Annotated in this window: 15 protein-coding genes; 9 read left to right on the top strand and 6 right to left on the bottom strand. The window is 38.4% G+C overall.

From position 1 onward, the window contains the following. The first annotated feature begins 21 nt into the window (after nt 1-21). The 3 genes from RT138_RS06325 to RT138_RS06335 are packed head-to-tail and all read left to right on the top strand — an operon-like array spanning nt 22 to nt 1,725. Nucleotides 22-597, top strand: coding sequence for a PhnA domain-containing protein (locus RT138_RS06325; protein WP_313190047.1), 576 nt, complete (start codon nt 22-24; stop codon nt 595-597). Nucleotides 598-626: 29 nt separating this feature from the next. Next, nucleotides 627-1,325: a thioredoxin domain-containing protein gene (locus RT138_RS06330; protein WP_313190048.1), complete on the top strand. Its 699-nt coding sequence runs from the start codon at nt 627-629 to the stop codon at nt 1,323-1,325. A 22-nt stretch (nt 1,326-1,347) separates the two neighbouring features. After that, nucleotides 1,348-1,725, top strand: a complete 378-nt coding sequence (locus RT138_RS06335) for a DUF423 domain-containing protein (RefSeq protein WP_185211906.1) — start codon at nt 1,348-1,350, stop codon at nt 1,723-1,725. Between the two features lie 47 nt (nt 1,726-1,772). On the opposite strand, the gene RT138_RS06340 is transcribed toward RT138_RS06335, so the two are convergent. The 5 genes from RT138_RS06340 to RT138_RS06360 all read right to left on the bottom strand — a co-directional run bounded on the left by RT138_RS06340 (nt 1,773) and on the right by RT138_RS06360 (nt 7,436). After that, a complete protein-coding gene (locus RT138_RS06340; protein WP_313190049.1) occupies nt 1,773-2,492 on the bottom strand; it encodes a menaquinone biosynthesis protein in 720 nt (239 codons plus the stop codon). After that, nucleotides 2,485-3,111 carry a histidine phosphatase family protein gene (locus RT138_RS06345; RefSeq protein WP_313190050.1) on the bottom strand — a complete coding sequence of 209 codons (627 nt, stop codon included), beginning with the start codon at nt 3,109-3,111 and terminating at the stop codon, nt 2,485-2,487. The genes RT138_RS06340 and RT138_RS06345 overlap by 8 nt, the downstream gene beginning before the upstream one ends. Before the next feature lie 12 nt (nt 3,112-3,123). Continuing rightward, nucleotides 3,124-4,323 carry an aminofutalosine synthase MqnE gene (gene mqnE, locus RT138_RS06350; protein ID WP_313190051.1) on the bottom strand — a complete coding sequence of 400 codons (1,200 nt, stop codon included), beginning with the start codon at nt 4,321-4,323 and terminating at the stop codon, nt 3,124-3,126. 61 nt (nt 4,324-4,384) lie between these two features. Continuing rightward, on the bottom strand, nt 4,385-6,208 hold the full coding sequence (locus tag RT138_RS06355; protein WP_313190052.1) for an ABC transporter ATP-binding protein: 1,824 nt from the start codon (nt 6,206-6,208) through the stop codon (nt 4,385-4,387). Between the two features lie 172 nt (nt 6,209-6,380). Beyond that, nucleotides 6,381-7,436 carry a substrate-binding domain-containing protein gene (locus RT138_RS06360; protein WP_313190053.1) on the bottom strand — a complete coding sequence of 352 codons (1,056 nt, stop codon included), beginning with the start codon at nt 7,434-7,436 and terminating at the stop codon, nt 6,381-6,383. Between the two features lie 584 nt (nt 7,437-8,020). Here RT138_RS06360 and RT138_RS06365 point away from each other — a divergent pair. From RT138_RS06365 to RT138_RS06385, 5 genes are all read left to right on the top strand, one after another. Continuing rightward, nucleotides 8,021-9,184, top strand: coding sequence for an aminotransferase class I/II-fold pyridoxal phosphate-dependent enzyme (locus RT138_RS06365; RefSeq protein ID WP_313190054.1), 1,164 nt, complete (start codon nt 8,021-8,023; stop codon nt 9,182-9,184). A 39-nt stretch (nt 9,185-9,223) separates the two neighbouring features. After that, on the top strand, nt 9,224-10,063 hold the full coding sequence (locus RT138_RS06370; protein ID WP_313190055.1) for a prephenate dehydrogenase: 840 nt from the start codon (nt 9,224-9,226) through the stop codon (nt 10,061-10,063). 6 nt (nt 10,064-10,069) lie between these two features. Then, on the top strand, nt 10,070-10,573 hold the full coding sequence (locus RT138_RS06375; RefSeq protein WP_185211898.1) for a GNAT family N-acetyltransferase: 504 nt from the start codon (nt 10,070-10,072) through the stop codon (nt 10,571-10,573). Between the two features lie 112 nt (nt 10,574-10,685). Continuing rightward, nucleotides 10,686-11,015, top strand: coding sequence for a metalloregulator ArsR/SmtB family transcription factor (locus RT138_RS06380; RefSeq protein WP_313190056.1), 330 nt, complete (start codon nt 10,686-10,688; stop codon nt 11,013-11,015). A gap of 57 nt (nt 11,016-11,072) precedes the next feature. After that, nucleotides 11,073-11,546 carry a DUF6428 family protein gene (locus tag RT138_RS06385; protein ID WP_313190057.1) on the top strand — a complete coding sequence of 158 codons (474 nt, stop codon included), beginning with the start codon at nt 11,073-11,075 and terminating at the stop codon, nt 11,544-11,546. A 21-nt stretch (nt 11,547-11,567) separates the two neighbouring features. Here RT138_RS06385 and RT138_RS06390 read toward each other — a convergent pair whose 3' ends face one another. Further along, nucleotides 11,568-12,161, bottom strand: coding sequence for a hypothetical protein (locus RT138_RS06390; protein WP_313190058.1), 594 nt, complete (start codon nt 12,159-12,161; stop codon nt 11,568-11,570). Between the two features lie 169 nt (nt 12,162-12,330). Between RT138_RS06390 and RT138_RS06395 the strand changes: the two genes are divergently transcribed. Continuing rightward, the gene (locus tag RT138_RS06395; protein ID WP_313190059.1) at nt 12,331-14,214 is read left to right on the top strand and encodes an alkaline phosphatase; all 1,884 of its coding nucleotides are present in this window, start codon (nt 12,331-12,333) and stop codon (nt 14,212-14,214) included. The last annotated feature ends 93 nt before the right edge of the window (nt 14,215-14,307 follow it).

The following is a 14,307-nucleotide window of genomic DNA, read 5'->3' on the forward strand; positions in this document are numbered from 1 at the left end:
TCATTATATATTACCAAACATATGTTATTAGACGATCTGAAAAATAGAAGTGAGAGTCAATGCGAATTATGTCGCTCATCCGAAAACCTGGACATTTATGAAGTCCCTCCTACTTCGAACCCTTCTTTAGATAACAGCATTTTGATATGTTCTGTTTGCAGAGCGCAGATAGAAAAAACCGAACAGATTGATCCTGAACACTGGAAAGTCCTTGGAGAAACCATGTGGTCAGAGCATTTGCCGGTGCAAGTGGTTGCATGGAGGATGTTGAGCAGATTGAGAAATGAAGCTTGGGCAGCCAATAATTTAGATATCCTATATTTAGATGATGACACCTTGGAATGGGCAAAAAAGACCGGTGACCATGAATCGGAGGCAACCGTAGAGTTCCACCAAGATTCGAATGGAACCCGCTTGTTTGAAGGTGATACCGTGGTGCTAATCAGGACATTGGACGTAAAAGGTTCAAGCATTTCAGCAAAATTGGGCACCGTAGTGAAAAATATTAGACTTGTTCCTGACAATACCGAACAGATTGAAGGTAAGATTGAAGGGCAAACAATCGTTATATTAACTAAGTACCTGCGTAAAGGCTAAGCTTTTAGGCAGCAAGAAAAACATAGAACATGAAAAAGTTATTATTCACCGCATTGATTGGACTTGCTTGTTTACAGGTAAATGCGCAAGAAAAAATTGATGCAAAAAAAATGGAAGAGGTCATAGCAAAACCTCAGACACAATTATTGGATGTTCGTACCGCTGCTGAATATGCCGGCGGCCATATTCCCAATTCGGTGAATGTGGACTGGAACGAAAAAGAAAACTTCAAGGAATCCTTAAAAACACTTGATAAAAATGAGCCTGTTTATGTGTATTGCCTTGGTGGTGGTAGAAGCAAACAAGCTGCGGCATTCCTGACAGAAAATGGTTTTAAGGTATATGATTATTCAGGTGGTATGATGGACTGGAGAAGTGCAGAGAAACCTGAGATTAAACCTGACAACGCTAAGGAAAGCAAAGGATTAAGCACTGAAGATTTTGATAAGATCATCAATTCATCTGATCTGGTTTTGGTTAATTTTTCTGCTGTATGGTGCGCTCCTTGCCAAGAGTTGAAACCTACGATTGAAAAGATTGAAAAAGAACAGGCTGGAAAAGTTAAGGTAGTAAAAATTGATGCGGACCAGAACAAGGAATTGATGAAGGTTTTAAATGTGCGTGGCATTCCTCAACTATTACTTTTCAAAAAGGGTGAGGAAGCTTGGAATAAATCAGGCGTTGCAACCGAAGCTGAAATATTAGCTCAAATCAAAAAAGCGAAATAAAGAATCAAATAATTAGAAAAAGGTGAATCAAACTGTATTAATATCCGGAGCGGTCCTAGGAATTCTATCCATTGTACTTGGAGCATTTGGGGCGCATGCCCTAAAAAAGGTGCTTTCTGAAGAAAGATTGAGTTCCTTTGAAGTTGGAGTTCGCTACCAAATGTATGCTGCCATAACCCTGCTGATCATCGGTTTTCACCTTGATTTCTCGAGTTCTATTGAAAACTGGGCATATTATGGTTTGTTTTGGGGATGTATCCTGTTTTCAGGAAGCATCTATATCTTGAGCTTTAAGGACCTTTTGAAGTTCAATATGAAATTTATCGGTCCAATTACCCCTTTGGGCGGTCTATTGATGATCGTGGGTTGGCTAATGCTCTTGATTTCTTTTATGAACTAGAAACTTAAAAAAGAAAAAAAATCCCCGAAAAATTTTCGGGGATTTTTTTATAACTCTTTATACCACTTCAAATACTGGTCAATGGCTTTTTTCTTGTCATCATCCAAATGGTAATTCAAATTCTCATTAAGATATTTATGATAATCAAAATTTGGGAAAATTGGCAAACCAGGAATGACATCATCAGGTCTGGAAACTCCATCTGCTAATGCAGCATTGAATTTTTCCTCAAAACTATCCGGTAATTTCTTATTCGACACCCAGACGGCGTAGGCAAATGGCAAACCTGTCAACTCTTTCCAATAATGCCCCATATCATAGGCATAAGGAACCTGCTCTTTTTTACCAAAGGTTCTGTCACCGATCAATACATAGGCATCAGCCTCTCCTTCCGTGACAATTTCCACATCTCTCTTCCAGTAATGCTTCAAGAGTATCCTAGCAAGACCATTTGAGGTCCTGGATTGCTTGTCCAAAAGCAGGGTATTGATTTCCTCAATAGGTTTCGTGGAGAAGATAAAAACTGAATCAACATAATCGGTTGAACCAATACAGTAATCACCGATATAATGATATTCCTTTAGATCGGTTAATGCGGCAGTGGGAATAATCCCCATATCAGATTCGTCGGCAATAACCTTGCGAGCACATTCTGATGGATAATCTACAGAAAGCTCAATATCGTTCATTACATCTGAATTTCTTATTCCTTGCAAAAAGGGCAATGTATTGGTATAAGAAACTGCAGATATTCTAATCTTATTCATTTAACAAACCTTCTAAATGTTTTGTATTGTAATAATCAACAATAGAAAAACTGTTGTTTTCATACTCTAATTTATATAGAGCGGTATTAGTGTGTGGAAAGTCATCCATTTTACATACGGGAACCTTAGTCAGGTGACAGAGCATTATCCGCATGGCACGACCGTGCATGCAGACCAGGATCGTTTCTTCGTCTTCTTGTTCCAACATGTAATCAACGGCTTCTTTCTGTCTATAGACAAGGGCATTTGGAGATTCCCCATTTTCAATAGCAAGATCCAGATCATTGTTTTTCCAAGAGGTAACCACTTTATCGAATCCCGACAGGATATCTTCAGTCTGCTCCTGCCCTTCGTAGATTCCCCAACTGATCTCATCCAAGCCCATCAATTGTTCCATAGGAACACCGTCTTTTAGGAAAGGAGAAACCGTTTGGTGGGTCCTCAATAAGGTTGAAGTATAGATCTTGTCAAAAGGGATGTTTTTATAAGCATCGTAGAAGGCTTGGGCCTGCTTAAATCCATTGTCATTCAATGGACTGTCCACACCTCTGCTCTGCACAATACCTTTTAAATTTAAATCGGTTTGACCGTGACGTATAAAATAAAATGTTTTCTTCAATTTAGCTCCGACTTATGAATTTACGACAGGCAAAGAATAATATTGTTTCTTTGGATTGGTTTCTTCAAATACAAAATCTTTATAATCTGTGACCACATTATAAAGGGTATCACGTTCAATCGGATGGCGACCAACATTCTTGATCAATTCAACCAGCTCTTTCGTACTCATCGCAGGGGTCTGTTCTTCAGCACCTGCCATACTATAGATCTTGGTGGTATCATCCAATGTGCCATCGATATCATCTACTCCAAAACTTAGGGCCATCTGAGCTGTATTTCTAGAGATCATCGCCCAATATGCTTTGATATGGGCAAAATTATCCAGATAAATTCTCGCTATGGCATAATTCCTCAAATCTTCAATAACGGATACCTCAGGGACATGGTCCATTTGGTTATCCTTGTTCCTGAATTTCAAAGGGATGAAAGTTTGGAATCCACCTGTTTTGTCCTGCAATTCCCTTAAGCGCTCCATATGGTCTACACGGTGCCAGTATTCTTCAATATGGCCATATAGCATGGTTGCATTGGTATGCATTCCTAATTTATGTGCTTGTTCATGGATATCTAACCATTGTTCAGCATTACACTTATCTTCCGCAATCTTCTCCCGTACTTCAGGATGAAAGATTTCAGCACCCCCTCCCGGCATGGAATCCAAACCACAGGATTGCATGAACTTCATACCCTCATAATGGCTCAATTTTGCTTTCTTGAAAATATAGTAATATTCTACAGGGGTCAGACCTTTGATATGCAGGTCTGGTCGGTGCTCCTTGCAACGTCTAAAAAACTCAGCATAAAACTCAAGGTTTTGTTTAGGGACAACTCCCCCAGTGATATGGACTTCGGTTACAGGCTCGCCATCGTATTTTTTCACGATGTCCATCATGCCATCAACATCCATTTCCCAACCTTCTGTCCTGTTCTTGATCAATCTAGAATAGGAACAAAATTTACAGTCATAAACGCAGACGTTGGTTGGTTCAATATGGAAATTACGGTTAAAGTAGGTGTAATCTCCGTGTTTTTTCTCTCTGATATAATTTGCTAATACGCCTAAATATCCTAATTCTGCGTTTTCATAAAGGTATACGCCTTCTTCAAATGTAATACGCTCGCTATTAAGTACCTTCTCTGCAATTAGCTTTAATTCATTCGATAAATTTTTGTCGTTCAATAAAAACGATAATTTTTCTGTTGCTTCCATTTCGCAGTCCTTACTATACAAATGTAGGAAAACATACCCGAAAAAGCTAAATTTTGGAGGTCTAAGCTTCTACAAATTGTTGCATATCAATCAGACGTTTGTAAAGACCATTTTGAGCGATCAAATTCAAATGCGAACCGACTTCGACAATTCGACCAGCTTCCAAGACGATAATTTTATCTGCATTTTGAATGGTACTCAAACGGTGCGCAATAACAACGGTGGTCCTATTCTCCATAAGTTTGTACAGGGAATCCTGCACAAGACGTTCAGATTCGGTATCCAACGCAGAAGTTGCCTCATCCAATAACATGATAGGAGGATTTTTCAATACCGCTCTGGCAATACAGATACGCTGGCGCTGTCCACCAGAAAGTTTGGAACCACGGTCACCGATATTAGTTTGGTAGCCAGCTTCGGTTCCCATGATGAAATCATGAGCATTGGCAATCTTCGCTGCTTGAATAACCTGTTCTTCCGTTGCTTCTGCATTGGCAAAAGCTATATTATTGAATATCGTATCATTGAACAAGATCGACTCTTGGTTAACCACGCCGATTATTCTTCTTAGGGAATCTTGTTTTAGATCCCTGACATCGATTCCGTCTATCAATATTGCCCCTTGGGTAGCATCCATAAATCGAGGGATTAAATCTACCAAGGTTGATTTCCCTCCACCTGAAGGTCCCACAAGCGCTACGGTTTCACCCTTATTGATGGATAGGTTAATATCTTGCAAGACTTGTGTCTCCTCATAAGCGAAGTACACATTATTGAATTCAATCTTGCTATCAAAACGTTCTATATCCAAGGCGTTCGGTTTATCTGCTACTTGATTCTTCTCATCAATAAGCTGCAATACACGTTCACCCGCAGCAATACCGTTATGAATATTGCTAAATGCATCGGTCAGTGCTTTTGCCGGACGCATCACTTGAGAGAAAATGGCTATATAAGCGATGAATTCAGAAGCTTCTAAATCACCTTGACCACTTAAAACTAGGTGTCCACCATACAGCAAAATTACTGCGACCATAGCCACACCCAACAATTCGGATACTGGAGACCCCATCTGTTGACGGCGTACCATCCTGCGGTTGATCTTTGCATATTCATCATTCTCCCAATTGAACCTCCCTTTAATAAATTCAACAGCATTGAATGATTTAATGATTTTTATACCAGACAAAGCTTCTTCCAATAAGGTAATCATATTGGCATAGATCTTTTGTCCCTGTTGGGCTTGATGCTTTAAGGTTTTAACGATCTTGGAAATAAAAAAGGCCGATACCGGAATGACCAACAAAGAAAACACCGTTAGTTTTGCAGAAATCAGGAACAGCATGACTAAATAAGCAATCAATTGCAAGGGCTCCTTGAAAGCAACCTGTAGAGTTCCCGTAACGGAAAACTGAACTACCTGTACATCGGATGCAATCTTGGAAATGATATCCCCTTTGCGTTGATTGGAAAAATAACCAAGGTGCAGGTTCATGACATTGTTAAAAACCGACTTTCTCAGATTTAACAAGGTATGTATCCTAAGGTTCTCCATGATCCTTTGGGAAAGGTACCTGAAGAGATTACTGATAAATACCGAAGCTACTATGACGATACAGACATATTTCAATGCATTGTATGGCCCTAAACGGTAGTTAAGGTCATAGGCAAAGTAATTGAAGTATCCCATCACATCAAAGCCTTCAGGCTTGGCAATAGGTTCGATGACGGCATCTTGGGAGTTAAATAAAGTATGTAATAGCGGTGCTAATAATGCTAAATTCAAGGTGCTGAACACCACCATTATCAAAGTACATATGATATAAGGAATAGCATATTTTTCTATGGGTTTCGCGAACGAGAGCAGTCTAAAGTATGTCTTCATGCAGATTACTAAGATTACAAATGTAATAAAAATTGTAATCTAAGCTGATTTTCGATCCTGATGGCATTGAATTGTTGCAAATAAATGTCAAAATCCAAGCTTAATAGTACATGGATCCCAAGCATCAAAATCACTATATAATGGTTTAATATTCTTGTCAGATTAATAAGGCTTAGTTTTCATAATACTGATAGTTTTCCCTGGTGACAATGTCAATTGGCATATATTGTAACTTAACGACCTTTCTTTTTGCAATAAAGAACTCATACAGGGCCAGAAATGCCTTATAGCCTTGTTCCAAGGGTTTCTGACAGATCAAGAAATCAATGATGCCATCTTTCAGGAATTCAATATTCTTACTGTGATAGCCATTACCCACTAATTTGATATGATCTAGACCACGATTTTTCAGGTAACTCGCAACGATATAGGCTCTTGAATTCGTCACATAAATAAGCTTAGGGTTTTTATTCAGCAAATAATCATCCATGAAAACGGAGAATTCATCATTTTCGTTTATTTCGATGTTAAAGCTGTCAATGGAGCAATTATAATGGCTATCCAGAAAATATTGTTCGAATCCCCTGATCTTTTCTTCCAAATGCTGAATTGAATCTTTCTCTCTGACCACATTGACCACTAAAATCTCATCTTTGGGTTGAATAAGGTACTGGCATAAATGACCTACCACCCTTCCTGATTGTTCAAGGTCTTGCCCGATATAGCTTAATGGATGGACTTTAGGGACCTGAGATTCAATAAAGACAAACTGTATCCTTCTTTCAATACATTTAGCAGCAAATTCCCGTGTTTCATTGATAAAAATAGGTACCACAATAACGCCATCGATATGTTTATTTAAAAGCTCTTCACTCTGTTCAATAAAACTCAATCGGTCTTCCATATCGAAGAAATAATAACGTAAGTCGACCCCAAAATCACCGAATTCTGAAAGCGCCTCCTTAATACCTGATACGGGTGCATTCCATTGGTCTGCCTCTGAGCATTCCTTGGGAATCAGGATACCAAACTTATAAACTCTTTTGGATGCCAATCTTTTTGCCAGAATGTTTGGCTTATAATCCATTTCTTTGATTATGGACAATATCTTTTCCTTAGTTTTTTGTGCTACGCCAGTTCGATTATGGAGAACTCTATCAACCGTGGCTATGGATACATTTGCTCTGCGAGCAATCTCTTTTACACCAGATAATTCAGATACTTTCATGCGTCTAGATAATTAAAGAAAATTTTTTACTCTTTGTTGTATTACACTATCATTTAAACGAAAATACACTTTTAAATCATTAATTATTATTTTCTTTTAAATTAATTTTATATGAACAAGTTTTTACATATTAAAATCAGGGGTAAAACAATACTTAACAGGAAAAATAGTTTAATCTTCATATGTTAATTGAACATTAATAAAGGTGCTGAAAGCATCTCATGGAAATAAATCGAGAATATGGACGAATACCCATTCCATCAAAACCTACACAATAATTAAATCCTCATGCAATACAAATCAGTTAAACCGACTGACTTTCTTTGAGTTAATTTTTTTAAGTAACCGATCATTTTCCTAATAATTATTTTTAGGTAATATATTTGGGCTTTATTTGATGTAGCTTAGTTAGGTTTTGGTTATTTAATAAAATTTAAAAAGGTTAAAAAAAAGTGGAAGTTTAAAATTCTTATGATTTTATTGAAAATCGGCCATTAATTATTCAAAAAGTAGGTTTATTATTTGTCATAATTGAAATAAAACCATTAAGATTTTATAATTTTATCGCCAAATTAAAACAAATAATGGAAATAGAAGTAGCGAAACGACTTCAACGAACTGAAGAATACTACTTTTCGAAGAAGTTGAGAGAGATCGATGAGATGAACAGGAACGGTGCGCAGGTGATTAACCTTGGCATCGGCAGCCCTGACTTGCCTCCTCATCCCGAAGTGATCAAAACGCTTCAGGAGCAGGCAGCATTATCAACCGCTCATGGTTATCAAAGTTATAAAGGCGCTCCTGCCCTTAGAACTGCCATGGCTGATTGGTATGCTCGATATTATCGCGTATCGCTAAATCCTAATACTGAAATCCTTCCATTAATTGGTTCAAAGGAAGGGATCGTTCATATCTGCATGACCTATCTACAAGAGGGTGATGAAGCTTTGATTCCGAATCCTGGATATCCGGCCTATTCAAGTGCGGTAACCATTACTGGAGCTACTCCAACCACCTATAACTTGAAGGCTGAAAACTCCTGGCTTCCTGATTTTGAGGAACTCGAATCTAGGGATCTCAGTAAGGTAAAACTAATGTGGATCAATTATCCACATATGCCTACAGGTTCATTGGCTAACCGTTCTTTCTTTGAAAGGATCGTTGAGTTTGGAAAGAAACACCAGATCCTGATCTGCCATGACAACCCATACAGTTTTATCCTGAATGAGCATCCCGAAAGCATCATGGAAGTGCCCGGAGCAATGGATGTAGCCATTGAGCTAAACTCGCTGAGTAAATCCTCCAATATGGCCGGATGGCGCATAGGAATGTTAATCGCTAATGAAAACAGGATCGGTCAGATCATGAGGTTCAAAAGCAATATGGATTCTGGTATGTTTTTACCGCTTCAGTTGGCTGCAGCCAAAGCATTGAGCTTGGATAGGGAATGGTATACACAACTAAATCAGGAATATAAGGTTAGGCGAGAAAAGGTCTATGAGATCATGGATCTATTAGGCTGTACTTATGATACCAAGCAAGTAGGACTTTTTGTCTGGGCCAAGATTCCGGAAGGATTTGAAAATTCCTATCAACTTTGCGATGATGTCCTATATAAGGCGCATGTATTTATCACTCCTGGAGGAATATTTGGTTCTGAAGGAGAAAAATTCATCCGCATTAGTCTTTGTGCAAAAAGCGAGGTCTTTGAAAACGCTATCGAACGGATCAAGAAAGCGATCGATTAAATCTTAGACCATTTTTTAAAAATTTGAATATTATTTGAAATGAATATAGCAATTGTCGGAATAGGTTTGATCGGTGGTTCCATCGGTATCCGACTTAAAGAAACCAAACTCTTCGAAAAAATTATCGGAGTAGAAAAAAGCGAGGTAAATCAAAAGAAGGCTCTCCAATTAGGTCTGGTAGATGAAATCCAAACCTTAGAGGAAGCATTGAAGTCCTGTAAGGTCATTGTCCTTACCATTCCTGTAGATGCGATCATGGTCTTGCTGCCAAAACTATTGGATATAGCAACAGATCAGGTCATCATCGATATGGGATCCACCAAGTCTAATATCCTGAACTTAATCAAGGACCATCCAAACCGTGGAAGATATGTAGCAGCCCACCCAATGGCCGGTACAGAGTATTCTGGCCCTGAAGCAGCCATCCCTAATTTGTTTAAGGATAAAATGATGGTCTATGTAGAAGCATTTCGCTCGGATGAGGATGCATTTGAACTGGCAGATTCCGTAACGGAGCAGCTGGAAATGAAAACCTCTTTTATGACGGCAGAAGAACATGATATGCATACTGCCTATGTTTCGCATATTTCCCACTTGACTTCTTTTGCATTGGCACTAACTGTTCTGGAAAAAGAAAAATCTCAGGGTAGGATCTTTGAATTGGCGGGTTCAGGTTTTCAATCGACCGTCCGTCTGGCAAAATCATCTCCCGATATGTGGACTCCAATCTTCAAGCAGAACAGAAATAATGTGTTGGAAGTATTGGAAGAACACATCAAACAACTGCAACATATCTACGATAAGATTGAAAAGGAAGATTATGATGCAGTACATAAATGGATTAAGAAATCCAATAAAATTAAACGTATCATTAAATAAAAGCTTATGTTGGAAAGAAAAACCTTAAGCAACGATTTGGTAAAATTAATCCCCATGATCAAAAATGATTTTGAATGGGTATTTGCTGCTGCGTCAGATCCAGAAATCTGGGCTCAACACCCAGACAGCAATCGCTACACACCGGTGGGTTTTACCAGATATTTTCAAAAACTGATTGATACTGATATCCCCTACTTGATAATAGACAGCAAAACCGAGCAGGTTATTGGTGCCACTTCATTCTATCACTATGATAGAAATGAAAAGTCAATAGCTATCGGTTATACCTTCCTTGCCAAAGAATATTGGGGTGGAGCATACAACCAGTCCGTAAAAAACCTGATGATGGATTTTGCCTTTGAAAAATTGGATAAGGTAATATTTCATGTAGCCTCAGAAAATACACGTTCTCAGAAAGCATTGGAAAAAATCAATGCGGTAAAAGAGAATGAATTTGATGAAAATGGTAGTTTGAAATTTACATACGCCATTTACAAAAACAATAGATAAGCAAATTATCGAACTGTATTTCAATCCCTTACTCAATGCAGTAAGGGATTTTTTTTGTTCAAATTTGTTTTAAAAAGCATTATATCGTAATATTGCGATACAAGGGAATACTATGGGAATTACAAAGAGTGAGATCTTTACCGAGGAACAAAACAAACTGGCCAATTACTTTAAGGTGTTAGGCCATCCTGCCAGGATTGCTATTCTACAGCATATCGTGAAGCAAAAGGGCTGTATCTGCAATGATTTAGTGGATGAACTGGGCTTGGCACAAGCCACCATTTCCCAACACTTGAAGGAGCTAAAAAGCGTAGATATCATCCAAGGAAGCATTGAAGGCAAGAGTGTATGCTATTGTATCAATGAAACGGTATGGAACGAACTCCAGGATGAAATCCATCATTTCTTTGAAAAGCCGTTTAAGAATGAAAAATGCTGTTAGCATTTTTTTTAACCCTAAGCATCGCAATATTACGATATATATATTAAAACAAATACCATGAAACTATCAGAAATAAAAGAAATCCTTCCCACATTGGACAATGTGGAGTTTCAATTGGAAAACGGAAACCAAGTTCCCGAACATTTTCATGTTACGGAAATAGGCAGTATCATTAAGAATTTCATTGACTGTGGTGGGACGATCCGCAAGGAGAAGGTCGTGAATTTCCAATTGTGGAGCGCCGATGATTTTGAGCATAGACTAAAACCAGGGAAATTATTGGACATCATAAAATTATCAGAAGATAAGTTACAAATTGAGGATGGAGAGATTGAAGTAGAATATCAGGCTGATACCATCGGAAAATATGACTTGGAATTCAACGGCAAGCAGTTTATCCTTAAGAACAAAAAAACTGCTTGTTTGGCGGAAGATTCGTGTGGGATTCCTCCCAAAAAGCAAAAGCTGAATTTGGCAGACCTGAATGTAATCGAAGGTTCTTGCTGTGTTCCAGGTTCGGGTTGCTGTTAAATATAAAAGAAGGAATGGTAGTTAACCATTCCTTCTTTCTATCAAGACCATCAGCATCAGACTGAGAACAAAACGCTCATCATCGACCTCACGCTGGGTTAATTTATTAACTGTAAACTTTCGACCAAAGAAGGAAGGTTCCTTTATAATTTCAAATACGGGTTCATCTTGATCATTTCGAAGGATATAAGCGGGGTTGAAGAGATAACCTGATAATATCCCTATCAAAGGGAGCTCGCCAAATAGCCCATCCCAAAACTTCACCCAAGGGTTCTTTTCCTTAATGGTATGGTCTTGGACATCGTTTGGATCCATTAGATTAAATGTAGACCTCCATAAAGATTTTATAGATTTCCTCCTTACCTTTCCGATCACTTTTCCTGTGCGATCTGTAATGGTAAATGTTTGCTGAAAGTCTATGAGTTTATTGGACCGAAGCTCATATAGCAATTCTGCCTTACTTTCATCCCTATAGACCATGATAATGTCACGCCAAGAGAATATCTTTTCTCGGACATAGTAGATACTGTTTCCATTGGCATCCTTTGCCGAAAAATCATTCGCAAGGCTCGTTACACGAAACTGGAAATGTAAAGGATATTGTAGGTCTTTCATGAAATAAAAATAGAGAATAGAATTGATATTTGGATGAAAGGACTTGATAGACTTTACAATGAGATAACGGTTGTGTAACACTACAATAATAGTCCCAGCCTAATTTTGCTAAATCATTTATTCTTAACTTTAAAACAAACACCTAAAACCATAATATTAAGTCATTATAATGAATCGAATTAAATATTATCTGAGCCTAGCATTTATTTGCAGTTTATCTATCAATTCCTTTTCTCAGGTCAAGCCCATTGCCTTTTTGCCGAACGCACATTCGCATAACGACTATACGCGCAATAATCCTTTTAACCAAGCTTACGGCTTAGGTTTCGGATCAATTGAGGCAGATTTATTCCTAAAGGACGGAGAACTATATGTTGCACACGACCCTGAAGACATTACCAAAGAAAGAACCTTTAGCAAGCTGTACCTAGAGCCAATACTCGAAGCGTATAAGCATAGCTCTGATGGATACCTGTTTCCTAACAAAGGGCAATTGCAACTCTTAATTGATCCAAAAACCGAAGGTGCACCGATTTTAGAGCATCTGACCAAGTTATTGAAACCGCATCGCCATCTTTTTGACAGCAAAAACAATCCTAAGGCCGTCAAGTTGGTTATAAGTGGAAATCGTCCGAAGCCTGCAGATTTTCATAAATACGATGAAATCTTCTATTTTGATGGGACGTTGAACGAGAAGTTCAACCAACAAGAGTTGGAAAGAATAGGGCTTATTAGTGCAAGTTTTGGTTCTTTATCCAAATGGAATGGCCTTGGACGATTAAACGACAAGGATTTAAAAAAAGTAAAATCTAAAGTAGATTCTGTTCATAACCTTGGAAAGAAAATCCGTTTTTGGGCAGCTCCTGATACAAAAACCACATGGATTGAATGGCAAAAAATAGGGATTGATTTCATCAATACGGACAAACCTTTTGAGTTAAGTGAATTCTTGCTCAATGAGCCAAAAACAGTTTATCAAGAGGACTCTACATACATCCCCTATCAGATTAAGGAAAAATTCCAAACTGGTTTAAAACCGAAAAACATTATTCTATTGATCAGTGACGGTGCCGGGCTATCGCAGCTTTGGGCTGCTGCCATGGCCAACAAAGGAAATCTGAATGTACTCAATATGCCCTATACAGGATATCTAAGGACACAACCCACTGACAACTACCATACCGATTCTGCCGCTGGAGGCAGCGCAATTGCCACAGGCCATAAAACCAAGAACCGATATATCGGGGTCGATAGCTTGGGAAATAAAGTAGAGAACCTGCCAGACCGGTTGAACACATTGGGTATGAGGACTGGTATTGTGTCCAATGATGAAATCACTGGAGCTACTCCATCTGCTTTTTTCACTCATGTCAATGAAAGAGACCTTTCTGACAGTATTGCTAACGACATTTTATATAGTAAATTAAACTTATTCATTGGCGGTCCTAACCAATCCTTCAGTAAAAATGATAGTTCACTCATTAAGAAGTTAAAATCTAAAGGTTTTGAAATCGGGACCTCTTTCGAAACCGTTCAAAAAAGTTCTGCTAAGCAACTTTTGGTTTTTCAAGAAGACCAAGTTGACCATAAATGGAATAAACTGGATAAAGAGCAATCGGAAATCAAAACATCCTATCGCTTTATTGAACATGCCTTGAAGCCTTCCATTGATTTCCTGCAAAAGGGAAATGACAAGGGATTTTTCCTAATGATTGAGGGCGCAAAAATTGATGGTGGTGGTCATAGCAATTCTACCGGTTTTTCAATTACGGAATATCTGAGTTTTGATAGATTAGTCGGTCAAGCATTGGAATTCGCGGAACAGGATAAAGAAACTTTGGTCATCGTGACCTCTGACCATGAAACCGGTGGTATGATTGTGCTTGATGCAGATCCAAAATCTGGAAGGGTCCTGGCGAGCTTTGCCACAAATGACCATACGGGTATTCCCGTTCCTCTAATGGCTTATGGACCCGCTGCAGAACGGTTTCAAGGATTTTTGGACAATACGGATATCGCAAAGATTATTTACGAATTAAAGGGCCTAAAATAGACAATCCAGCTGCCTAGAAAAAATTAAGGCTAGTTTTCCTTGAATCGGAGAACTAGCCTTAATTATTATTTCTTTAATGATCTAAGTCAAATA

The sequence above is a fragment of the Sphingobacterium sp. genome, assembly GCF_032065005.1.
In the GTDB taxonomy this organism is placed as follows: Bacteria; Bacteroidota; Bacteroidia; order Sphingobacteriales; family Sphingobacteriaceae; genus Sphingobacterium.

What these genes read in the sequence shown, in the direction of transcription:
- RT138_RS06360 (WP_313190053.1), bottom strand. Translation starts at nt 7,436, where the DNA reads ATGAAAGTATCTGAATTATCTGGTGTAAAAGAGATTGCTCGCAGAGCA.
- RT138_RS06365 (WP_313190054.1), top strand. Translation starts at nt 8,021, where the DNA reads ATGGAAATAGAAGTAGCGAAACGACTTCAACGAACTGAAGAATACTAC.
- RT138_RS06375 (WP_185211898.1), top strand. Translation starts at nt 10,070, where the DNA reads ATGTTGGAAAGAAAAACCTTAAGCAACGATTTGGTAAAATTAATCCCC.
- RT138_RS06395 (WP_313190059.1), top strand. Translation starts at nt 12,331, where the DNA reads ATGAATCGAATTAAATATTATCTGAGCCTAGCATTTATTTGCAGTTTA.
- mqnE (WP_313190051.1), bottom strand. Translation starts at nt 4,323, where the DNA reads ATGGAAGCAACAGAAAAATTATCGTTTTTATTGAACGACAAAAATTTA.
- RT138_RS06390 (WP_313190058.1), bottom strand. Translation starts at nt 12,161, where the DNA reads ATGAAAGACCTACAATATCCTTTACATTTCCAGTTTCGTGTAACGAGC.
- RT138_RS06330 (WP_313190048.1), top strand. Translation starts at nt 627, where the DNA reads ATGAAAAAGTTATTATTCACCGCATTGATTGGACTTGCTTGTTTACAG.
- RT138_RS06370 (WP_313190055.1), top strand. Translation starts at nt 9,224, where the DNA reads ATGAATATAGCAATTGTCGGAATAGGTTTGATCGGTGGTTCCATCGGT.
- RT138_RS06355 (WP_313190052.1), bottom strand. Translation starts at nt 6,208, where the DNA reads ATGAAGACATACTTTAGACTGCTCTCGTTCGCGAAACCCATAGAAAAA.
- RT138_RS06340 (WP_313190049.1), bottom strand. Translation starts at nt 2,492, where the DNA reads ATGAATAAGATTAGAATATCTGCAGTTTCTTATACCAATACATTGCCC.
- RT138_RS06385 (WP_313190057.1), top strand. Translation starts at nt 11,073, where the DNA reads ATGAAACTATCAGAAATAAAAGAAATCCTTCCCACATTGGACAATGTG.
- RT138_RS06325 (WP_313190047.1), top strand. Translation starts at nt 22, where the DNA reads ATGTTATTAGACGATCTGAAAAATAGAAGTGAGAGTCAATGCGAATTA.
- RT138_RS06380 (WP_313190056.1), top strand. Translation starts at nt 10,686, where the DNA reads ATGGGAATTACAAAGAGTGAGATCTTTACCGAGGAACAAAACAAACTG.